The organism is Collinsella aerofaciens, assembly GCF_015556945.1.
Classification (GTDB): Bacteria; Actinomycetota; Coriobacteriia; order Coriobacteriales; family Coriobacteriaceae; genus Collinsella; species Collinsella aerofaciens_AO.
The window spans coordinates 20028-42806 of the sequence record NZ_JADNNH010000010.1 but is presented as its reverse complement, the minus strand read 5'-3'; the positions used below and the strand labels follow the sequence as shown (position 1 = coordinate 42806).

Here is a 22779-nt window from a genome sequence, read left to right as displayed (position 1 = left end):
GCTCTACAGTCCTGGCTCGCACGGAGGCCACATTAAGTGGCCTCCGGCTCGTGCGGAACTCGCGATCGACCAAATACCAAAGCCCTCGGAACTTAGGATACATGGTAGAGGCGCTCATGCTGCAAAATCCATCAGCTGGAGACCTATTCTGTGCTCCATGTCGACTCATCTTCACCACCGATTAAATAAAAAAGAGGTACCGGTTGTTTCGGTACCTCTTTTTGGTGCGTTTCTATTTGGCTGTAGCTTTAGCCGCGTGCTTACAGGCCGCAGGCTGCTTTGAGTTCTTCGACTCGGTCGGTCTTCTCCCAGGTGAAGTCGGCGTTTTCGCGGCCGAAGTGACCGTAGGCTGCTGTTTTCTCGTAGATGGGGCGACGCAGGTCTAGGTCGCGGATGATTGCGCCCGGGCGCAGGTCGAAGGTCTTCTCTACGGCCTCGACGATCTTGTCCTCGGCAACATGTGCGGTGCCGAAGGTGTCGACCATGATTGAGAGGGGCTTGGAAACGCCGATGGCGTAGGCAAGCTCGACTTCGCAGCGGTCGGCCAGACCGGCGGCGACCACGTTCTTGGCTACCCAGCGCGCGGCATACGCGGCGGAGCGGTCGACCTTGGTGCAGTCCTTGCCGCTAAAGGCACCGCCGCCGTGACGGCCATAGCCGCCGTAGGTGTCGACGATGATCTTACGGCCAGTCAGTCCCGTGTCACCCATAGGTCCGCCCACGACAAAGCGACCGGTGGGGTTCACGTAGATGTCGGCGTTGTCCCACGGCATGTTCTCGGCGGCCATGACCGGGGTGATGACGTGCTCGATTAGGTCGGCCTTGATCTTGCCCATGTCCTCGATCTCGGCGGCGTGCTGCGTGGAGATGACGATGGTCGTGACCTCGACGGGCTTGCCGTCCTCGTAGCGCACGGTGACCTGGGTCTTGCCATCGGGACGCAGATAGGCGAGGGTACCGTCGTGACGCACGGCAGCCAGGCGCTCGGCCAGGCGGCTTGCCAGGTAGTGAGGCATGGGCATGAGGGTCTTGGTCTCGTTGGAGGCGTAACCGAACATCATGCCCTGGTCGCCGGCACCGATCAGGTCGATCGGGTCGGTGGTAGCGCCGGTCTGGGTCTCGAAGGACTCGTCAACGCCCTGAGCGATATCGGGTGACTGCTCATGGATGAGGCTCATAACGCCGCAGGTATCGCAGTCAAAACCGAATTTGGCACGGTTGTAGCCAATGCGGCGGATAACGCCGCGGGCGATTTCCTGAACGTCGACGTAGGCCTGGGTGCGAATCTCGCCGGCGACGATAACGGTGCCGGTGGTCACGAGGGTCTCGCAGGCGCAGCGGACGTTCTCCACGTTGGCGGGCACGCCGTTGGGGGCGATGTAGCCCTGCTCCTGCAGCTCTATTTCTTTGGCGAGGATTGCGTCGAGGACGGCATCGCTGATCTGGTCAGCGATCTTATCGGGATGACCTTCGGTCACCGACTCCGACGTAAAAACAAAGGACCCGTGTTGGGGTGGGATGGAACGAAGTTCTTCTGACATGATTGTCCTTTCAAAAACGTGTCCCGCGACCGTTACCATTCCGCCGGGCTCTCTATGCAAGGGCACATCATAACGCGTAAATCAAACATTCACACCCTTTCCGCACCTACTCATTGGGGACAGACTTAAATGACCAGCCTTAAACTAAGAACGTCTCCAACGACTGGTCATTTAAGTCTGTCCCCAATGATTGGGTCGGTGCCCTTTGTGCGGAGGTTGCTTTGATGCTTTATACTGATGCGGTTAGACATCCATCCTGCAATCGAGGAGATTTCCATGGCATCAGACGTTCGCGTCCGCTTTGCACCCTCACCGACGGGCAAGCTGCACATCGGCGGCGCCCGCACCGCTATCTATAACTGGGCTTTCGCCCGCGCAAACGGCGGCACGTTCATCCTGCGCATCGACGACACCGACCCCACCCGCTCCACCGACGAGAACACGCAGATTATCCTGCGCGCCATGCGTTGGCTGGGCCTGGACTGGGACGAGGGTCCCGAGGTGGGCGGCGACTTTGGCCCCTACGCCCAGACCGAGCGCCTGGACCTGTACAAGCAGGCCGCCCAGAAGCTTTGGGACGAGGGCAAGGCCTATCCCTGCTTCTGCACCAAGGAGCAGCTCGACGCCGACCGCAAGGCCGCGCAGGAGCGCAAGGACCCCTTCCAGGGCTATCAGCGCCGTTGCCGCGATCTTGATCCCGAGGAGGCCCGCCGCCGCATCGAGGCCGGCGAGTCCTACGTCCTGCGTATTAAGGTGCCCGAGGACCGCGGCGACGTCGTCATCCACGACGCCGTCCACGGCGAGGTGACCTTCGACGCCAAGGAGCTCGACGACTTTGTCATCTTCCGCTCCGATGGCACGCCCACGTACAACTTCGCGACCGTCGTCGACGACGCCATGATGAAGATCACCCACGTCATCCGCGGCGACGACCACCTGTCCAACACCCCGCGTCAGGTCATGGTCTACGAGGCCCTCGGCGCGCCCGTGCCTACGTTCGCCCACATCTCCATGATCTTGGGTGCCGACGGCAAGAAGCTCTCCAAGCGCCACGGCGCCACCTCGGTGGAGGAGTACCGCGACGCCGGCTACCTGTCCGACGCCTTCGTTAACTACCTGGCGCTGCTCGGCTGGTCGCTCGACGGTGAGACCACGATCATCCCGCGCGATGTCCTGGCCAGCAAGTTCTCGCTCGACCGCATCTCTAAGAACCCGGCGACCTTCGACCCCAAGAAGCTCGATTGGGTCAATGCCGAGTACATCAACGGCATGTCCGATGCTCAGTTTGCCGACGAGATCATGGTCCCCGATCTGCACGAGGCGGGTCTCATCGAGGGCAATGTCGAGTACGGCGAGGATTGGATCGACGCGCTTGCCGCCATCGTCAAGCCGCGCACCAAGATGCCGGCCGACGCCGTGACCGTCGCCGCTCCCATCTTCGCTACGGCCGAGACGCTCGAGTATGACGAGAAGTCCGTCAACAAGGGCCTGGCCAAGGAGGGCATGGGTGCCATTCTGGATGCCGCCAAGGCCGCTCTCGAGGGCGTGAACGAGTGGACGGCTGCCAACATCGACGCCGCGCTTGAGCCGCTGCCCGAGCAGATGGACCTTAAGAAGCGCGTGGTGTTCCAGGCCGTGCGCGTCGCCGTCTGCGGCAACATGGTGAGCCCCCCGCTGGGCGAGACCATGGCGCTCGTCGGCCGCGACGACTGCCTGGCGCGTATCGACCGCGCCCGCACGATGGCGCTGTAGCAGCCGCGTAAACGCATGTATCCGAGCCCCGTTCACCCGAGCGGGGCTCTTGTTTCTGAAGACGCATGGGATGGGAGGTATAGGGGCCATGGTCGAGCAACTGTCGCTGTTTGGTTCGCCGGAACCGGAGGAGACTCCGGCCAAGCCTGAGTTCGCGCCTGAACCCGTCGCCGCCTATGCGAGCGTAGTCCTCGACATTCCCACCCGTGCGCTGTCCGAGCCGTTTGCTTATGGCATTCCCCGGTCCCTTGCCAACGAGGCGCAAATCGGATCCACGGTCCTGGTCCACTTTGGTAACCGTGCCGCCGCGGGCTATATCGTCGACATTGCGCCTGAGCTGGGTGACCTGCAAGGCATCAACGCCCTCGACCCAGCCCACATTAAAGCCATCAAGGCTATCCTCAGCAAACCGCTCTTTACCGCCGAGGCTGCCCGTATCGCACGCTGGATGAGCCGCGAGTACGTCGCAACGCTTTCCGAGTGCCTGCGTTTGTTCTTGCCCCCGGGTGGAAGCCCGCGCGTGGTCAAAGGTGACGACGGCGTGTGGGCCGTTGAGCGCCCCGCCGTCAAACCCATCCAAAACCGCTGGGTCATGCTCACGCCCGAGGGCTTCGACTATACGCCGCCCAAGACCGCGGTCCGCCAGCGTCAGCTCATCGAGGCGCTCCAGTGCGGCCCGGTCACGACGCGCGACCTCAACCTTCTCTATAACAGCATGTCGGCGACCATCAAGGCGCTCGAAAAACGCGGCGTCGTCGTGGTGGAGGAGCGTCGTGCGTGGCGTGGCTGCAGCGAGCAGACCACGCTGTCCTCGGCAAGCGGCAAGGCGCCGGTCTCCCTTACCAACGGCCAGAAGCAGGCACTCGCGCAGATTGAGCGCGCCCGTCTGGACGCTCATGGCGACGTGGTGCTGGTCGACGGCGTCACCGGCTCCGGCAAAACCGAGGTGTACCTCTCCGCCATCGAGCGCGTGCTGGCGGCCGGCCGTTCGGCTTGCGTGCTGGTGCCCGAGATCTCGCTGACGGCCCAGACCGTCGGCCGCTTCCGTTCGCGCTTTGGCGAGACGGTCGCCGTGTTCCATTCGCGCCTTTCGGCCGGCGAGCGCCTGGACCAGTGGGATATGGTCGCCAGCGGTGCGGCCCGCGTGGTCGTCGGCGCCCGCTCGGCGCTCTTTTGCCCGCTCAGCGACCTTGGTCTCATCATCATCGACGAGGAGCACGAGACTAGCTATAAGCAGGGCTCCAGTCCGCGCTACCACGTGCGCGAGGTGGCAGCCGAGATGGCGCGGCGCTACCGCTGCCCGCTCGTGTTGGGCTCCGCCACGCCATCTGCCGAGTCCCTCGACCGCTGCCGCCGTGGCACGTATAACGGTGCCACCTGGACGCGCGTCGAGATGCCCGAGCGCCCGGGACACGCCGTGTTGCCCACGGTTCGCATTGCCGATCTGCGTCGCGAGTTCTCGCACGGTAGCCGCTCCATGTTCTCAAAACCGCTTATAGAAGGCCTTGAGCGTGTGGTCGAGCGCCGCGAGAAGGCCGTGCTGCTGCATAACCGCCGTGGTTTTGCGCCGTTCCTGATGTGCCGCGAGTGCGGCTGCGTCCCCACCTGCAACCACTGCTCCACCGCGCTTACGTATCACGAGCGCACACACACGCTGCAGTGTCACACATGCGGTTCGTCTTGGCGCGTGCAGCCCTATCCGGCGGCCACGAGCCGTTGCCCCAAATGTGGCAGTCGCTACCTGGCAAAAATGGGCCTGGGCACTCAGCAGATCGAGGACGCACTGCACCAGATGCTGCCCGACGACGTCGCCATCATTCGCATGGATGCCGATTCCACGCGCGGCAAGGACGCGCACAAAAAGCTGCTCGAGCAGTTCGATGCCGCCGATTGCGCGGTGCTGCTGGGCACCCAGATGATTGCAAAGGGCCTTGACTTTCCCGAGGTCACGCTGGTGGGCGTGGTCAATGCCGACTTTGCGCTAAAGCTGCCCGATTTTAGAGCGGGGGAGCGCGCCTACGATCTGCTGGAGCAGGTTGCAGGCCGTGCCGGCCGCGGCGATCGCCCCGGCGAGGTTATCATCCAGACCTACCTGCCCGAGGATCCGGTCATTCGCGCCGTCGCTGAGCACGATCGTTCGATCTTTACCGACTACGACCTGGATCAGCGCCGCGACGCGCTGTACCCGCCGTTTGTTCGCCTGGTCAACATCTTGGTGTGGTCGGCGAACCGAGACGACGCGCAGAACTACATCGGACGTATCGCAAAGCTTCTTAAGCGCCGCTGGCATGCCGCCGCGCCCGACTTTTTGCGGGCGGGGAGTGCCGTGCCGCAGGTGCTGGGCCCGGCTTCGTGTGTAATCGAGAGAGCCAAGGACAGTTACCGCTTCCATCTGCTTGTGAAGTCGCCCGTGGGGTACCATGTCTCTGATGATATCGACGCCTGCCTCAAAGAGGTGGGCTCCGTGCGCGCCGTGAGCGTGAGCGTTGACGTCGACGCCTATGATTTGATGTAACAACCCGAAAGGATGGCCATGGAAGCCAACGGAATCGTACTGTCGCCTGACCCTCGTCTGCGCCAGGAGTGCGCCGTCATCGAGGAGATCACCCCGGCGATCGAGGCACTTGCCGAGAAGATGAAGAAGATGATGTTCGAGAACGGCGGCTGCGGCCTGGCTGCCCCGCAGATCGGCGAGCTCATTCAGCTGGTCACCATCGACTGCGACTACAGCGACAAGAGCGACTACGATCCGTACGTGCTCATTAATCCCGTGATCGTGGAGCAGAGCGACCATCTGGTGCCGTTTAGCGAGGGCTGCCTTTCCATTCCTGGTATTAGCTGCGAGATCGAGCGTCCCGACCATGTCGTCGTCGAGGCGTACGACCTGGATGCCAACCTGATTCGCTACGAGGCCTCGGGCGACCTGTTCTGCGTGTGCCTGCAGCACGAGATCGATCATCTGCACGGCAATACCATGTTTGAGCGACTCAAGCCCATGCAGAGGATCAAGGCCGTCAAGGAGTACCAGGACGCCCTGGCCCGCGGCGCTCGACCGGGCGAGACGGAGTAGGTTTGTCCGTCTCCGGGGCGCCCGCCTATATCATCCCGTGCTCAAACATTCTCGCTGCGCTGCGAAACTGCGCGCGGGACGATATAGGCGGGCGCCCCGGGGACTACGTTGACGCTGCTTGTCTCGCCCGTGCGCCGTTGGGCCAGGGAGGGGCGTCTTCGCTGATAATTGCTTTGTTGGAAGAGCTGCTTTTATTGCGGCTCTTTCTTTGGTTTTGGGTATATTTGTTTTTGTTGGACTGTTCTGGCGGCTGGGTGCGTTTGCGACCTGGAGCGCTTCTTTTGTAGCCGTCTCGGCTCGTTATTGAGAGGAGACTAACTTTTATGCGTATTGTGTTTATGGGTACGCCTGATTTTGCTGTGCCTTCGCTGACTTCGCTTGTTGCGGCTGGCAACGAGATTGCGCTTGTTGTTACTCGTCCTGATGCTGTTCGTGGGCGCGGTAAGAAGCTTGAGCCTTCTCCTGTTAAGGCCAAGGCGCTTGAGCTGGGGTTGCCGGTTGTTGAGGCTAATCGTATGACGCCTGAGGTTGTTGAGGCGCTCCGGGCTGCCCAGGCTGACATTTTCTGCGTGGCTGCCTATGGTTGTATTTTGCCTGATGAGGTCTTGAATATGGCGCCGCTCGGCATTGTGAATGTTCATGCGTCCTTGCTGCCTCGTTGGCGTGGGGCTGCTCCTATTCAGCGTGCGATTCTCGCTGGTGATGAGGCCGCTGGCGTTTCTATCATGCGCATCGGTCATGGCGTGGATACTGGTGCTTATTGTGCACAGGCCTCGACCACGATTGCCGGTAAGCATGCCGAGGCGCTGACCATGGAGCTTGGTGAGCTTGGCGGCAAACTGCTTGCCGATACACTTCCTTCGCTTGCCGATGGTTCGGCGGTTTGGACCGAGCAGGATGAGTCGCTCGTCACTCATGCTGCCAAGATTTCCAAGCTGGAGATGCGTCTGGATCCGCAGATGGCTGCGCTCGATTGCGTGCGTCATGTGCTCGCTTCGTCCGATACCGCGCCTGCTCGTTGCGTGATTGCCGGCAAGACCGTGCGTGTGCTCGATGCTGCGTCGGCTGATGTGTCGCTTGGCGAGGGCGCTGTTGCCGTTCAAGCCAAGCGCGTCTACCTTGGCCTTTCCGATGGCTCGGTTGAGTTGCTCGAGGTTAAGCCCGATGGCAAGCGTGCCATGGCCGCTTCTGCTTGGGCTGCTGGGCTGCAAGGCGCCGATCTTATCTGGGGTGTTTTGTCATGAGCAAGCTTTCTCCCGCGCGCAAACTTGCGCTCGATGTGCTAATGGAGGCCGATCGCCGCGGCATGTATGCGCGTGACGTGCTGTCCTCTCGCGCATCGGCCAAGGCTATTGACCAGCGCGATTCCGCTTTTGCCGCCCGCTTGGCACTGGGTGTGGCCGCCACGCAGGGTATTTTGGACGAGCTGCTCGATCAGTTTCTCGATAAGCCTAAAAAGGTTGCGCCGCGTGTTCGCATGGCGCTTCGCATCTCGGCCTTCGAGATGCTCTATCTGCATACGCCTGGCCGCGTTGCCGTAAGTCAGGGTGTTGAGCTGGTGCGCAGCGGAGCTAAGTCTGCCGCCGGTTTGGCCAACGCCGTGCTGCATAAGGTCGCGGACAACGTTGAGGACTTTGCCACGGCGTCCGATGTGAATGAGTCTGAGCGACGCTTGGTTCGTCTGTCGCGCTTGATGGGTCTGCCGCGTTGGCTGTGCGCTCGTATCATGGCGTCGTTTGACACGCCAGAGGGTGCGCTTAACTTTGCCGGCAACTTGGCACCTGCGCCGCTGGCCCTGCATGAGAACGCCTTTGCGACCAAGCCCGATCCGTATATCTCGCAGCTCGTCGCGCCTGTCTTCCCGGGCTGCCATGCCCCGGTTGATGCCCAGGTTACCGTTGCTTCGGGTGTGTTTGAGCGTGCTGCCGCGGTGGCATCTGATCTCAACGCGCAGCTTATCGCCACAGCTGCCACGCGCCCTGGTAGCTGCCTTGAGATTGGTGCCGGTCGTGGTACCAAGACCTATGTGATGATGTGCCAGGCCAAGCATGCGGGCTATGAGCGTCAGCATACGGCGCTCGATCTGCATGATCGCAAGTGCGATCTGAATCTCGCTCGCCTGCACAAGGCCGGTATTCAGGGCGTTCGTACGGTTTCGGGTGATGCCTGCGAGCTTGATGAAGTACTGACGTCGTTTGATGCCATGCTTGGCAAGCCGGTTAAGTTCGACACGGTCTTTATCGATGCGCCGTGCTCGGGCACCGGCACCATGCGCCGTCATCCTGAGATCCCCTGGCGCCTGACCGAAAAGGATGTAGCGGTTGAGCTGCCCAAACTGCAACTGACGATGCTCAAGGAAGCCGCCGCGCGCGTGGCTGCCGGCGGCGAGCTGATCTATGCGACGTGCTCGGTCTTCGACGAGGAGAACACGCAGGTCGTGGACGCGTTCCTTGCTTCTCCCGAGGGTGCCGGCTTTAGCGTGGCACCGCTTTCCGAGGCACAGATTCTGCAACTCCCCGAGTTCGATCAGGCCAAGAAGCTCGTATCCGTACGCCAGAACGATCGAGGCCTCTTCCAAAGCGTGCCAGTAAACGCCGACTCCTACGACGGCCACTTCTGCGCCCGCTTGGTCCACAAGTAATGACTATGTTGCGGTGAAATAAGGATTGAATAGCGGCCTCTACCCGCCAAACGGTCCTTATTTCACCGCAACTCATAGAGCGACCTGCGACACAAAGAAACAGCCCCGCGATCGATGCTGATCGCGGGGCTGTTTGGTTCCTAGTGGCTATGCGGGCAGTTGGCGCAGCAGCCACTCGTGGCGTTGGTGCTGGAGCCGCCGCTTCGCTGGTCGGTGTTGTAGAAACCGCTGCCCTCAAATTTAATGCCGCTGGCCGAGAACGTCTTGGCCGCCGGGGCACCGCAGCTGGGGCACACGACCTCGGGAGTCTCGGACATGGGATGCTCAACCTCAAACACGTTGCCGCAGCTCGAGCACTTGTAATCGTAGCGCGCCATAATACTTCCTTTTCAGCACAAAGCGGGCAGATTACTCTGCCCGCAAAAATTCAAACGTCTGTAACTGTACCCTATATCGGGGGTTTTATCACGCTTCGCCCCAGAATCTATGGTTGTTGCGCAGGAGCTGTGCGGTTTTGCCCTCGGCGGCTGCAATGTTCGCCTCGTTAGCCTGCCAGGTCCAGTTGCCCGTGGCCACGCCCGGAACGTTCATGCGCGCGTCGTCGCCAAGCCCCAGGACATCCTGCAGCGGCATCATCACCAGGGGAGCGTCGCTTGCCAGCGCGTCGCTCATCAGCTTGGCCGCCACCTCAACACCGCTCGGTTCATCGCCGCCCGCAAAGGAACGCGTACACCAGCCGGCCAGCGTCGACGTATCGTGCGTTGAGGTGTACAGGATCTTTCCTGGCGTGGGGTGCACGCCGCAACGGACGTCGTAATCGCTAAACTCCAGCACGTTCATGCCGGGGAAACCGCAGGTCGAAGCCATGGCGCGAACACCGGGCGTCAAATAGCCCAGGTCCTCGGCGATAAAGTTGAGCGGACCCAGCTCGTCGTAGGCAGTCTGGAACAGGTCTTTGCCCGGTCCCGCCAGCCAGCGACCGTCGGCGCAAGCCTTGCCTGCGGGGATACTGAAGTAGCTGTGGAATCCCAAGAAGTGATCCAGGCGCACGCGGTCGTAGAGCGAAAACGCACGACGCAGGCGATCCATCCACCAGCTATAGCCGTTCTGCTTCATGTGGTCCCAGCGGAACGTCGGGTTGCCCCACACCTGGCCCTCGGGCGCAAAGTTGTCGGGCGGCGCGCCGGAAATCTCGATTGCCTTGCCGGTATCGGACAGCCAGAAGTTCTCAGGTTCGCTCCACGCGTCTGCCGAATCGTCCGACACGTACATAGGAATATCGCCGATAACCTCGATGCCCTTCTTGTGCGCATAGTTCATGAGCTCGCACCAAGCCAAGTCAAAGCGGTACTGCATGTACGCCTGAAGCTCGGCCTCGTTGTGGAAGCGCTTGTCGTCGATCAGATGCTCGTTGTAGCGCGCGACATCTGCCGGCCAATCGTGGCGCGACTCGCCCTCAAAGTACTTCTTAACGGCCATGTAGACGCAGTATTTCTCGAGCCAATCGGCATTGCGATGCTTAAACGCTGTGTATAGCGGATCGGCATCCTCGCCTCCGCGGGCCTTCCAGGTCTCAAAGTCGGCGGCCAGCTCCTCGTGGCTTTCGGGCAGCAGGTCGATATTGCCTGCAAAGGCCGAAGGACCGGCGTAAGGGGAGCGGAAGAAGTCCGTGGGGTTGACGGGGAGAACCTGCCAGTAGCGCATGCCCATGGCGGCCAGATGGTCGATAAAGCGACGCGTGGGCGCACCGATTGTGCCGGGCTTACCGTCATCGGTCGGCACCGAGGTGATGTGGCACACAACGCCCGCGCCATGATCGAGCGGCTCCTGCAGGCGCTTCTCGGCATGGTGATAGATGATCGAAGAGCCCAGCGGGTACAGGTCGAGCGTGACGGTACCGTTGTGGATCTCGCACTCGTGACCGCTGATCACGTCGCTCGCGCATTCGCCGAGCGCCGGAATCGTCACGCGGTGCGAATTGCGCAGGCTGCGGTTGATGATAACCGTCGCGGCCTCGCCGTCTTTGCCCGTTCGGGTGTAAGCCAAGACTTCGTCGTTGAGCGCAAAGGCCTTGATCTCGCCATCGACCATAAAGGGCAGCGCACGGCGCACGGCAGACGCGTTCTTAACGATGGCCAGCGTGTCGAAGTCGTGGAGTTGGTCCTTGGTCGGCAGGGTACGGCGGTTGCCCGGATCGGTGAGGCCCTCCAGGCCGTACTCATCGCCATAATAGATCGAGGGCACGCCCGGGAAGGTCATCTGCATGAGCGTCGCCAACCAAAAGCGGCTCTTGGCCAGGCCCATGGAGTTCTCGTCCAGACGCCACTTGCTGCGCTCGCTCTCGGGCAGCTGCGACTCGTCGGGGCCACCGCCGAGAACCGAGATGATGCGCGGACGGTCATGGCTCGAGAGCAGATTGAGCGCGCAGGACAGGGCCTCGCGCGGGTAGTTCTCGCGCAGGGTTTCGATATCCTCGGCAGCCTGATAGGCGTTCTTGTAACCCATCAAAAAGCCGATGACCATGTCGCGGAAGGGGTAGTCCATGGCAGAGTCGAGCTCAGAACCCTGCAGATAGCGGCGTAGATGGCCATAGCTGATCTTGTTGGAGGCGTCTTCCCAGACTTCGCCGAGCAGCAGCGCGTCGGGCTTTTCGGCGAGCACGGCCTTTTTGATCTCGGCCAGGAAGTCGTCGGAAAGCTCGTCGGCCACATCGAGTCGCCAGCCGTGGGCACCGGCGCGCAGCCATTTGCGAATCACGCCGTCCTTGCCCAAGAGCTTCTCGCGCACCAGCTCGGAATTCTCGTTGATGGCGGGCATGTTGCCCACGCCCCACCAGCAGTCATATGAGCCGTCCTCGTGGAAATTAAACGCATCGCGCCACGGCGAGTCCTCGCTCTGCCACGCACCGACGCCGGGATAATTGCCGTAGCGGTTGAAGTAGATCGAATCGTCGCCCGTATGGTTGAAGACGCCGTCCAGAATGATGGAAATGCCGAGCTTCTCGGCTGCCTCGCACAGCTCCGTAAAGTCCTGCTCGGTGCCCAGGATCGGGTCGATCTTGGTGTAATCGGCCGTGTCGTAGCGGTGGTTGCTCGCGGCCTCAAAGATGGGGTTGAGGTAGATGGCTGTAAAGCCCAGCTCGGCAATGCGAGGTAGGTCTTCTTGGATACCCTTGAGCGAACCGCCGTAGAAGTCCCAGGTCTTGATGGAGCCGTCTTCGGCACGCTCGTACACGGGCGGCTCGTTCCAGTCCTCGACCATGCGGCGCTGGATTCCGTTGCGCGGTTTTTCGACTTCGGCCTGCGTGCGCTCGCGCCAGTTTTCGTCGCGGGCGTAGCGATCGGGGAAGATCTGGTAGACCATACCGCGCTCGTACCACTTGGGTCGAACTTCGCGGTGCTTGTAGACGGTGACCTGGAACGACGGCACCTCGGCGTAGTTATAGGTCACGCCCTCGCCGCCGGTGCGGCCCTGCGGTGCGCCCAGGCGAACCTCGGGCTGGCCCTCGATATTGCAGATAAAGCTGTACCAGATAAGACAGGGCTCGGTGCACTCAAGCTCTACGGTAAATATGCCGTCGCCTTCGTGCGTCATGGGATATCGAGACTCACCGATCTCATCGACCCAGGTGCGCAGCGTAAGCGTTGCCTGCGCGGGATCGGCATCCTCCAGAATCACGGAGAGCGAAAGGGTAGTTCCAGTGGTCACAGCGCCAAACGGAGTGCGAAACTGCGGCAGACGGCTGTTGTGAATCAATCTCATAATACGGTCCAGTTCAATAGAATCACGGCCTGCGGGCCATGGGCTTTACGCACAGGATGTAAGTATATCTGTTGTACACAGGCTGTATAAACAACATCCGTTTACCATCGGCGAACGGTTGTCCTAGAAAATCGTTTTACCAACTATCTATAGAGAAGGGGCGCCCGGTTGGAGCGCCCCTTACTTAGGGTTTGATTAGGTTTTGGATCGTCTGTGGGCTAGTGGCGCTTGCGGGTGGCCGTTGCCTTGCGGACGGAGGTCTTCTTGGTCGGAGCCTTTTCATCGGCGGGAGTGGCGGGGGAGACCGGGGCCTTCTTGGCGGACTCGGTCTTTGCCTTAGCCTTGGGAGCGGCCTTGACCTCGGCGACCTTTGGTGCCGGCTCGGCCTTTACTGCGGGCTTTTCCTCGGCCTTAGCCTTTGCCTTGGGAGCTGCAGCCTTGGTTGTGGTCTTCTTGGTCGTCGTCGTGGTGCGCTTGCGCGTGGTCGTCTTGGCGGCCGGCTTTGCCTCGACAGCAACCTCGGCCTTGGACTCGGCGGTCGTCTCCACCACTTTGGCGGCCGGCTTTGCGGTGGCCTTCGGGGTCGTCTTCGCAGCGGTCTTCTTCGTAGCAGCCTTGGTCGTCGTCGACTTCGTAGCCGTGGTCTTCTTGGCGGTCGTGGTCTTGGACGCAGCCGTCTTCTTGGCAGCGGTCTTGGCCGGAGCCTTTGCCGCGGTCTTAGTCTCGGCGGCGGCCTCGTCCTTTACCTCGGGAGCGACCTCGGCCTCGGTGGCCTTCTTGGCAGCGGCGGTCGTGCGCTTGCGCGTGGTCGTTGCCTTGGCAGCGGTGGTCTTGGCAGCGGTGGTCTTGGCAGCGGTGGTCTTGGCAGCGGTGGTCTTGGCAGCGGTGGTCTTGCTCGCAGCGGTGGTCTTGCTCGCAGCGGCCTTCGTGGCCGTAGCCTTCTTAGCCGTTGCCTTGCGGGCTGTCGTCTTCTTGGCAGCAGGCTTTGCCGCGGGCTTTACCTTGCCATCGTCAACCGGCTTCTCCTCGGTCTTGGGCTCCTCAACAGCAACCGGCTCCTCCACAGCCGCTGTAGCCTCCACAGCCGCCGGCCTCTCAATCTCCGGGTGCATAAAGAAGTACAGGTCCAGATACTTGTCGGCCGAGCGCGTCCAACTAAAGTCCTGGCTCATGGCCTGCGTGACCAGCTGGTTCCAAGCATCGCGGTTGTCCCAGAACAGGCGTGCCGCGCGGAACACGGCGTCGCCCATCTCGTCGCCGTTAAAGTTGGTAAACGAGAAGCCCGTGCCTTCGCCGGTAAACTCGTTGTACGGCTGCACGGTGTCCTTCAGGCCACCGGTCTCGCGCACGATGGGCAGGGTGCCGTAACGCATGGCGATGATCTGCGACAGGCCGCAGGGCTCAAACTTCGAAGGCATCAGGAACATGTCGGCGGCGGCGTACATACGCTGCGACAGTGCCGGATCGAACTCGATGCGCGCGGCCATGGTGCCGGGGTACTTGTCCTGGAAGTAGCGCAGTCCGTCCTCGTAGTCGCGGTCGCCGGTGCCCAGTACGGCCACCTGCACGCCGCCGGCCAGAATGCGGTCGAGTGCATACATGACCAAGTCCAGGCCCTTTTGGCGCGTCAGGCGCGTGACCATTACCATGAGCGGGCGGTCGTCGCGAACCTCGAGCCCCAACTCCTCCTGCAGCTTGGCCTTGCACACGGCCTTGCCGGAACGGTCCTCCACGGTGTAGTTGGCGGCAATGCGCTTGTCGGTCGCCGGGTCAAAGCCCGCAACGTCAATGCCGTTGAGGATGCCCTGCAGTGCGTAGGAGCGCACGCGTAGCACGCCGTCCAGGCCCTCGCCAAACTCGGGCGTCTGGATCTCGCCCGCGTAGGTGGGGCTCACCGTGGTGATGGCATCGGCATAGTGCAGCGCACCCAGCATGTAGTTGATGCTGCAGGCGTCGCAACGCAGCTGCGAGGCGGCCGCGGGAATATGCGCCACACCCAGGATGTCCTCCATCACGGTGTCGCTAAACTGTCCCTGGAACGCTACGTTGTGGATCGAGAACACGGTCTTGACGCGGTCGTACAGCGGCAGGCCCTGGTAGAACTCGCGCAAGAACACGGGCGCCAGCGCGGTCTGCCAGTCGTTGCAGTGCAGGATGTCGCACTCAAAACCGGCCGGCAGGTGCTGCAGGCTCTCGGTGATGGCCTTGGAGAAAAACGCGAAGCGCTCGCCGTCGTCAAAGAAGCCGTACGGATAATCGCGCGCAAAGTAGCGCTCGTTGTCCACGAACATATAGGTGACGCCGTCGCGCTCGAGCTTCTCAAGCCCGCAGTACTCGTTGCGCCAGCCAAGGCTCACGTAAAAGTCGGCAAAGTGCTCCATCTGCGCCTTGTACTCGTCCTTGATGGTGGCGTACTTGGGCACCATTACGATAACCTCGGCGCCGGCGCGCACGAGTGCTGCAGGCAGCGAGCCCGCCACGTCACCCAGGCCACCGGTCTTTACAAACGGTGCGCACTCGGCCGAGGCAAACACAATCTGCATCTTTTTGCTGGAATCTGCCATATTGTCTCCCATGTTGTAATTCGAGAATAGCCGCCTGGCGCTAACCGGGCGGCTATTCTACATGTTACGAGCGATGTTGCGGTGCCAACGTTAACGTACGATGGTGGTGTCGGAAGTTAACGGAGCCTTGCCCAGCACCAGGATGTTCTCGGGCGTGCCGCGAAGCTCGGTGTTGGTGGGGACCACGTTGTTCTTGTCCAGAATGGCATTCTCAACGCGTGCGCCGCTCTTGATGATGCAGCTCTGGTTGATGATCGAGTTGGTCACCGAGGCGCCTTCCTCGACCACGACGCCGCGCGACAGGATCGAGTTGCGCACGGTGCCCTTGATGATGCAGCCGGCCGAGATGATCGAGTTGCACGCGTGGCTGCCGGTCGCATAGCGCGAAGGCGGCACGTCGTGAGCCTTGGTCAGGATCGGGCGCTCGGGGTCAAAGAGCTGATCGGCCACGGTCTGGTCGAGCAGGTCCATGCTGCGGCGGTACAGCGACTTCTCGCTAAACACGCCCACGACCTCGCCCTTGTACTCGTAGCTGCACACGTCGATGTTGCCAAAGTCGCCCTGGAGTGCCTCGAGCAGGTCCAGATAGTCGGCGGCCTGGTAGTGGTCGATGATCTCGAGCAGCGTCTCGCGGTTGACGATGCAGCAGTCCATAGAGGCGTTGTCGCCGTACACGACGCCAGCGCTCACGCCCGTCAGGCGGCCGTTCTCGTTAATCTCGAGCTTGGTCTCGTCATCTACATTGCGCGTGGCCTTGCAGTACACCACGGTCATCTGGGCACCGGAGTTTTCGTGCGCGTCGATGATGGTGTTGAGGTCCATGTTAAAGATGATGTTGGTGCCCATCATCACAACATAGGGCTTGTCCGAGCGCTGGAACAGCGTCTTGTTGGAGATGATGTCGCGCAGCAGGAAGCGCATGCCGCCCTTGGTGGTGCCATACGCGTTGCCGGGCACCATGAACAGGCCGCCCTTCTTGCGGTCCAGGCCCCAGTCCTTGCCCGAGCCCACGTGGTCGATCAGCGAGCGGTAGTTGCCCGGCATGACGACGCCGACGGTCTTGATGCCGGCATTCATCATGTTGGACAGCGGGAAGTCGATCAGGCGGTAGCGGCCCAAAAACGGAACGGACGCGATGGGGCGGTCCTTGAGCAGCACGCTGCCGTAGGTCGAAGAGTAGTTAGCGGTGATATAACCGATGGCCTTGCGATTGATCATCGGATCATTCCCCCTTCCCGATAACGACGTCATTTCCAACGACGGCCGTATCCTTGGTGGTATCGACAGAGCCGAGCTTCACGCCCTCTTCGACCGTGGAGTTCTCGCCCAAAATAGCGCGGCAGATGTGCGCGCCGCTCTTAACGTGCGCACCCGGCAGCAGCACGGAGTCCTCGACCACGGCGCGCTCCTCGATGATGACATCGGTCGAAAGGATCGAGTGGCGAGCGGTGCCGTAGATCTTGCAGCCGTTGGAGACCAGGCAGTCGTCCAGGCGGCCGTCCGGGCCAATGTAGTGCGGCGGACGCGTGGTGATGTTGGACATGATGGGGAAGTGCTTGTCGAACAAATCGAACTCGGGGTTGTTGCCCAGCAGGTCCATCGAGGTCTCGTGGAAGCTGGCGATGGTGCCAACGTCCTTCCAAAAGCCGTGGAACTCGTAGCTGTACAGGCGCTTGCCCTCGCCGAGCAGCTTGGGGATGATGTCCTTGCCAAAGTCGTGGCTCGAGCGCTGGTCTAGAGCGTCCTCCTCGAGCGCCTCGATCAGCACGTCGGCCGAGAAGATGTAGATGCCCATGGACGCGAGATTCGAATCGGGCTTATCGGGCTTCTCGGTGAACTTGGTGATGCGGCCGTCCTCGGGGTCGGTGGTCAGGATGCCAAAGCGGCTGGCCTCCTCCCAAGGCACGGGCATAACGCTCACCGTGAGGTCGGCGTTGTTCTCAATGTGCGTCTTGAGCATCTTGCGGTAGTCCATGCGATACAGGTGATCGCCCGAAAGAATCAGGACGTACTTGGGGTCGTTGGCCTTGATGTAGTCGAGGTTCTGCGTAATGGCGTCGGCCGTGCCCGCATACCAGGCGCCGCCGGTCTGCGTCTCATACGGCGGCAGAATCGACACGCCGCCGTCGCGGCTGTCCAGATCCCAAGCCTCGCCAGAGCCCACGTAGGCATGCAGCAGGTAGGGACGGTACTGCGTCAGAACGCCCACCGTGTCGATGCCCGAGTTGGAGCAGTTGGACAGCGAAAAGTCGATAATGCGGAACTTGCCACCAAAGCTAACCGCCGGCTTAGCGATCTTTTGGGTGAGTGCCCCCAATCGGCTGCCCTGTCCTCCTGCGAGGAGCATCGCGATGCATTCTTTCTTACTCATCGATTTCTCCTTCTGTCATCGATGTTCCTAAACCCATTAGCGACGGGCGCGGCGCAACGTCACGCCCGTCGAGTAATGCCGTGCTGGCATAGGGGAGCTCGTGCGCCTTTACGCGTGCCAGATCTCGTCGCGGTACTCGCGAATGGTGCGGTCGCTCGAGAACCAGCCGCTCGAGGCGGTGTTGAGCAGGGCCTTGCGGTTCCAGGTCTCCTGGTCGCCGTAGCTGCCCGTGAGCTTCTCCCACGCATCCACGTAGCTGCGGAAGTCTGCCATGACCAGGTCGGGGTCGTTGTTGTTCATGAGCTCGTTGTAGATGCTCTCAAAGTTGCCCGAAAGACCCGCAAAGGTGTTGTCCTTGAGCTCGTCCATCACGCGGCCCAGGCGCTCACGGTCGCCGTTGAGGGTATCCCACGCAAAGTAGCTATTGGATGCCCAGAGCTGCTCGACCTCGGGAGCGGTCAGGCCAAAGATAGCCTCGTTCTCGCGTCCGGCCAGGTCGGCGATCTCGATGTTGGCGCCGTCGAGGGTGCCCAGCGTAATGGCACCGTTCATCATGAGCTTCATGTTGGACGTGCCCGAGGCCTCCTTGCCGGCCGTGGAGATCTGCTCCGAGATTTCGGCGGCAGGGTAGATGAGCTGGGCGTTGCTCACACGGAAATTGGGGATAAAGCAGACCTTCATGACCTCGTTGACGCGGGCATCGTTGTTGATGACGTCGGCCACGGAGTTAATGAGGCGGATGGTCTCCTTGGCGAAGGTGTAGCTCGAGGCGGCCTTGCCGCTAAAGATAAAGGTCGTCGGCGTCACGTGGAAATTGGGATCGGCGATGCGACGGTTGTAGATGTCCATCACCTTCATGATGTTCATGAGCTGGCGCTTGTAGGCGTGGAAACGCTTTACCTGAACATCGAAGACGGTGTTGGGGTCAATGACCAGACCGGTTTCGGACTTGACATAGGCGGCCAGGCGCTCCTTGTTGGCGCGCTTGGAGGCACCCACGGCCTTCAGGAACTCGGAGTCGTTCTGGAACTCCTTGAGCTTCTCCAGCTCAAAGGCGTCCTTCAGCCAGCCGTCGCCAATGGCCTCGGTTACGAGCTTGGCATAGGTGGGGTTGGCCTCGGCAAAGAAGCGACGGTGCGAGATGCCGTTGGTCTTGTTGTTGAACTTCTCGGGCGTCAGGGCGTAGAAGTCCTTGAGCACGATGTTCTTGATGATGTCGGAGTGGATCTTGGCCACGCCGTTGACGCTGTGGCTGCAGATCACGGACAGGTTGGCCATGCGAATCTCGCCGTCCCACAGGATGGCGGTCTGGCGCAGACGCTCCTGCCAGCCCTCCTGCGTGGTGTCGAACGACTCGTGCCAACGACGGCTGATCTCGTCGATGATCTGGTACACACGGGGGAGGAGCTTGGAGAACATGCCGATGGGCCACTTCTCCAGGGCCTCGGGCAGGATGGTGTGGTTGGTGTAGCTCACGACCTGCGTCACGATGCTCCAAGCGTCATCCCACTCGAGCTTTTTCTCGTCGATGAGGATACGCATGAGCTCGGGACCGCACATGGCGGGATGCGTGTCGTTGGTGTGGATGGCCACAAACTGCGGCAGCAGCTCCCAGTTCTCGCCGTGCTCCTTCTCAAAGGTGTCGAGCAGGCTGTAGATGCCGGCCGAGACAAACAGGTACTCCTGCTTCAGACGCAGCAGACGGCCGTGCTCGCCGGCGTCGTTGGGGTAGAGGATGGCGCTGATGGCCTCGGCCTCGGCGCGCTCGGCATCGGCCAGGGCATAGTCGCCGCGGTTGAAGGCCTCAAGGTCAAAGTGCTCCTCGACCGGCTCGGCGGCCCAGACGCGCAGCTTGTTGACGGTCTCACCGGCATAGCCCACCACGGGGATGTCATAAGGGACGGCCAGAATGTCCTGCGTGTCCACCGTGCGGTAGAACGTGCGTCCGTTCTCCTCAAAGCCCTCGACGTGGCCGCCAAACTTAATGGTCACGGCCTTGTCCTGACGTCGGACCTCCCAGGGATAGCCGTGGGTGAGCCACTCGTCCGTGGCCTCGACCTGGCTGCCGTTGACGATCTCCTGCTTAAACAGGCCGTAGCGGTAGCGCATGCCGTTGCCGTAGCCGGCGATGCCCTCGGCTGCCATGGAATCCAGGAAGCATGCGGCCAGACGGCCCAGGCCACCGTTGCCCAGCGCCGGATCGGGTTCCTGGTTCTCGATGACGGAAAGGTCGAAGCCCATGTCGTCGAGCGCCTCGGCGACCATGTCGCGCACGCCAAAGTTGAGCAGGTAGTTATCGAGCAGGCGACCGATCAAAAACTCGATCGAGAAGTAGTACACGCGCTTCTTGCCCTCGGCGGTGGCACGGGCGTCGCTCTTGGTGGCAACGGTGCGGGCCTTCTCGGCCACGAGCTTGGCCAGGGCGTTAAAGCGGTCCAGATCGCTGGCGGCCTCGACGCTCTTGCCGCTGATGCTCATGACGGCATCGCGATAGAGCTCGGTAAACTCCTGCTTGTTGTCGAAGATCTTATTCATACGTTCCTTTCCCCCGGGGATGTTTCTCCCGGAACGGTTATGACTTGTATCCTACGCCCCCACGGGACGGGTAATTGCACCCGTAACGCTTTTGTTACGCTTTCTTGGCAGGAGCCTTAACAGCGGCTGCCTTGGCCTTGGAAGCAGTCTTTTTGGTGACCGCCTTCTTGGCCGTGGTGGTCTTGGCCGAAGCCCTGGCAGCGGGCTTGGCAGCCTTCGCCTTTGCCGGAGCCTTCTTAACAGCCGCAGGCTTGGGCTTTACCGAGGACGCACGCTTGCGCGTCGCCTTCTTGGGCTTCTCGACCACGGGCGGCTTATAGCTGCTGGGCCCGCGGCGCTTAAGCACCACGCCTGCCAGGCCGGGTACCTTAATCTCGATGGAGTCCATCTGCCCGTTCCAGGGATAGGGCTCGCTCGAGCAGGTATAGGGCTCCTCGCCAGCATAGCCGCTGCCACCAAACTCGGGACGGTCGGAATCGAAGATGACCTCCCAGTCACCCTCGCGCGGCACGCCCACGCGGAAGCTTTCGTAGCTCGCAGGGTCAAAGTTGATCAGGATCACCAGGTCGTCGTCGACGTCCTCGCCCTGGCGCACAAAGCTCACGATGGACTGCTTGGAGTTGTCCGCGTCGATCCAGGTAAAGCCGTCGTCGGTGTAGCCGCGCTCGTACAGGGCGGGCTCGGCGGTGTACAGGTGGTTGAGCGCCTTGATAAACGCCTGATGATGACGGTGGGTCTCGTACTCCTCGGTCAGGAACCACTGGATGGACTCGTAGTAGCGCCACTCAATAAACTGGCCGATCTCGTTGCCCATAAAGTTGAGCTTGGCACCGGGATGCGTCATCTGGTAGAAGGCCAGCGTGCGCAGGCCGGCAAACTGGCGCCACCAGTCGCCCGGCATTCGGCCGATGAGCGAACACTTGCCGTGTACGACCTCGTCGTGGCTGAGCGGGCAGATGAAGTTCTCGGTAAAGGCGTACATAATGGAGAACGTGAGCAGGCCGTGGTTGCCGGGACGCCACGGAAAATCGGTCTGCATGTAGTGCAGGGTGTCGTTCATCCAGCCCATGTCCCACTTGTAGTGGAAGCCCAGGCCGCCGTCCTGCGGCGGATAGGTCACGAGCGGCCACGCGGTGGACTCCTCGGCCATCATCATCACGTCGGGGTAGTGTGCCTCAACGGCGCAGTTGACCTGACGGATAAATGCGCTAGCGTCCAGGTCCTCCTCGGTACCGTACTTGTTGAACTTCTTTTGGCCGGGATCGTCAATCCCAAAGTTGAGGTACAGCATGCTAGACACGCCGTCCATGCGAATGCCGTCCACGTGGAAGTTCTCGAGCCAGTACAGCACGTTGGAGACCAGGAAGGAACGGACCTCGCCGCGGGCGAAGTCAAACTTGTGCGTGCCCCAGTTGGGATGAATCTCGTGCTCAAACAGCATGTGGCCGTTAAAGGTGGCGAGGCCGTGGGAGTCGGCGCAAAAGCCGCCAGGCACCCAGTCCATAATCACGCCGATGCCCGCCTCGTGGCACGCATCGATAAAGTGCATGAGCTGCTGCGGATTGCCGTAGCGCGACGTGGCGGCATAGTAGCCGGTCGTCTGGTAGCCCCAGGAGCCATCGAAGGGATGCTCCATAAGCGGCATGACCTCGATATGCGTATAGCCCATGTCGCGCACGTAGTCCACGAGCTCCACCGACAGGTCGTCGTAGGTGTAAAACTCACCGCGCTGCGCGGGGAAGGGGTCCATGGGTCCGGGGTAATTGCCGTACTCGTCCGGCTCGCCCTGCGGTGCGTCGCCGTGGCGCTTCCACGAGCCAATATGCACCTCGTAGATGTTGAGCGGCTGCGACATGTGGTTGTGGCTGGCGCGGCGCTTGAGCCACGCGGCGTCGTTCCACTTGTAGCCATCCAGGGTCCACAGCACGCTGGCGGTACCCGGAGGGCACTCGGCCTTAAAGGCGTACGGATCGGCCTTGTAGAGCTTTTCGCCCTCGTTGGTCTCGATAAGGTATTTATAGAGCTGACCCTGCTCGGCGCCAGGAATAAAGCCTTCCCAAATAGCGCTCGTATGCACGGGTACCAGCGGGTTGGCTTGTTCATCCCAATTGTTGAATTCACCGATAACGTGAACGCTCTTTACGTCGGGAGCCCAAACGCAAAAACGCCAGCCGCGCGTACGCTGCTGCGTGTCGGGATGCGCACCCATCTTTTCCCAGCTGCGCTCCCACGTGCCAATGCCAAACAGATAGACATCGTCCTTGGTGAGCTCCGGTGCGTGCGGGGCGGCTTTACGGGTAGCGGGCTTTTTGGTTGCTGGCTTTAGCTTTGTATCGCTCACGTTTGATCCCATCATGACGCGGCAGCGTATTGCCTTGGTGACTAGATGCGAAAGGTCCAAGGCTGCACGAATCGAAGGGACGGAGAAGTTTCTGTGATTCGTTCCACCTCGCGTGCTCGGTGGAACTTTCGGCAAAAACTACGATAACACCTGTACGTTAGTTTTATGAACGAAAGCGGATTTGCAGGGGCGTTTAATCGGT

General features: G+C 61.3%; 13 protein-coding genes. 5 read left to right on the top strand and 8 right to left on the bottom strand.

All coding sequences use genetic code 11. The features are described 5' to 3' along the window. Nucleotides 1–260: 260 nt before the first annotated feature. Nucleotides 261–1541, bottom strand: coding sequence for a methionine adenosyltransferase (metK, locus tag I2F59_RS04335; RefSeq protein WP_195503367.1), 1281 nt, complete (start codon nt 1539–1541; stop codon nt 261–263). 276 nt (nt 1542–1817) lie between these two features. Between metK and gltX the strand changes: the two genes are divergently transcribed. From gltX to I2F59_RS04310, 5 genes are all read left to right on the top strand, one after another. Next, nucleotides 1818–3293, top strand: a complete 1476-nt coding sequence (gene gltX / locus I2F59_RS04330) for a glutamate--tRNA ligase (protein ID WP_195503366.1) — start codon at nt 1818–1820, stop codon at nt 3291–3293. Between the two features lie 88 nt (nt 3294–3381). Then, nucleotides 3382–5808: a replication restart helicase PriA gene (gene priA / locus I2F59_RS04325; RefSeq protein ID WP_229065335.1), complete on the top strand. Its 2427-nt coding sequence runs from the start codon at nt 3382–3384 to the stop codon at nt 5806–5808. Nucleotides 5809–5826: 18 nt separating this feature from the next. After that, nucleotides 5827–6363, top strand: coding sequence for a peptide deformylase (gene def, locus I2F59_RS04320; RefSeq protein ID WP_138374697.1), 537 nt, complete (start codon nt 5827–5829; stop codon nt 6361–6363). Nucleotides 6364–6686: 323 nt separating this feature from the next. Continuing rightward, the gene (gene fmt, locus I2F59_RS04315; protein WP_195503364.1) at nt 6687–7607 is read left to right on the top strand and encodes a methionyl-tRNA formyltransferase; all 921 of its coding nucleotides are present in this window, start codon (nt 6687–6689) and stop codon (nt 7605–7607) included. Beyond that, nucleotides 7604–9004 carry an RsmB/NOP family class I SAM-dependent RNA methyltransferase gene (locus I2F59_RS04310; RefSeq protein ID WP_195503363.1) on the top strand — a complete coding sequence of 467 codons (1401 nt, stop codon included), beginning with the start codon at nt 7604–7606 and terminating at the stop codon, nt 9002–9004. Before fmt ends, I2F59_RS04310 begins: the two co-directional genes overlap by 4 nt. Before the next feature lie 140 nt (nt 9005–9144). Here the strand turns inward: I2F59_RS04310 and I2F59_RS04305 are convergent, their stop codons facing one another. The 7 genes from I2F59_RS04305 to glgB form a co-directional block, all read right to left on the bottom strand. Next, nucleotides 9145–9381, bottom strand: a complete 237-nt coding sequence (locus tag I2F59_RS04305) for an FmdB family zinc ribbon protein (protein WP_006233925.1) — start codon at nt 9379–9381, stop codon at nt 9145–9147. Nucleotides 9382–9469: 88 nt separating this feature from the next. Beyond that, complete coding sequence (locus I2F59_RS04300; RefSeq protein WP_195503362.1) at nt 9470–12766, bottom strand: 4-alpha-glucanotransferase; 3297 nt, start codon at nt 12764–12766, stop codon at nt 9470–9472. Nucleotides 12767–12984: 218 nt separating this feature from the next. Further along, nucleotides 12985–15330 (bottom strand): glycogen synthase GlgA, encoded by a 2346-nt coding sequence (gene glgA, locus I2F59_RS04295; protein WP_195503361.1) that lies wholly within the window; start codon nt 15328–15330, stop codon nt 12985–12987. Between the two features lie 90 nt (nt 15331–15420). Beyond that, nucleotides 15421–16548: a glucose-1-phosphate adenylyltransferase subunit GlgD gene (gene glgD / locus I2F59_RS04290; RefSeq protein ID WP_117736345.1), complete on the bottom strand. Its 1128-nt coding sequence runs from the start codon at nt 16546–16548 to the stop codon at nt 15421–15423. Nucleotides 16549–16552: 4 nt separating this feature from the next. Next, nucleotides 16553–17701 (bottom strand): glucose-1-phosphate adenylyltransferase, encoded by a 1149-nt coding sequence (locus I2F59_RS04285; RefSeq protein ID WP_006233920.1) that lies wholly within the window; start codon nt 17699–17701, stop codon nt 16553–16555. Nucleotides 17702–17809: 108 nt separating this feature from the next. After that, nucleotides 17810–20236, bottom strand: coding sequence for a glycogen/starch/alpha-glucan phosphorylase (locus I2F59_RS04280; protein ID WP_117769654.1), 2427 nt, complete (start codon nt 20234–20236; stop codon nt 17810–17812). 94 nt (nt 20237–20330) lie between these two features. Further along, the gene (gene glgB / locus I2F59_RS04275) at nt 20331–22592 is read right to left on the bottom strand and encodes a 1,4-alpha-glucan branching protein GlgB (protein WP_195503360.1); all 2262 of its coding nucleotides are present in this window, start codon (nt 22590–22592) and stop codon (nt 20331–20333) included. Nucleotides 22593–22779: the final 187 nt, after the last annotated feature.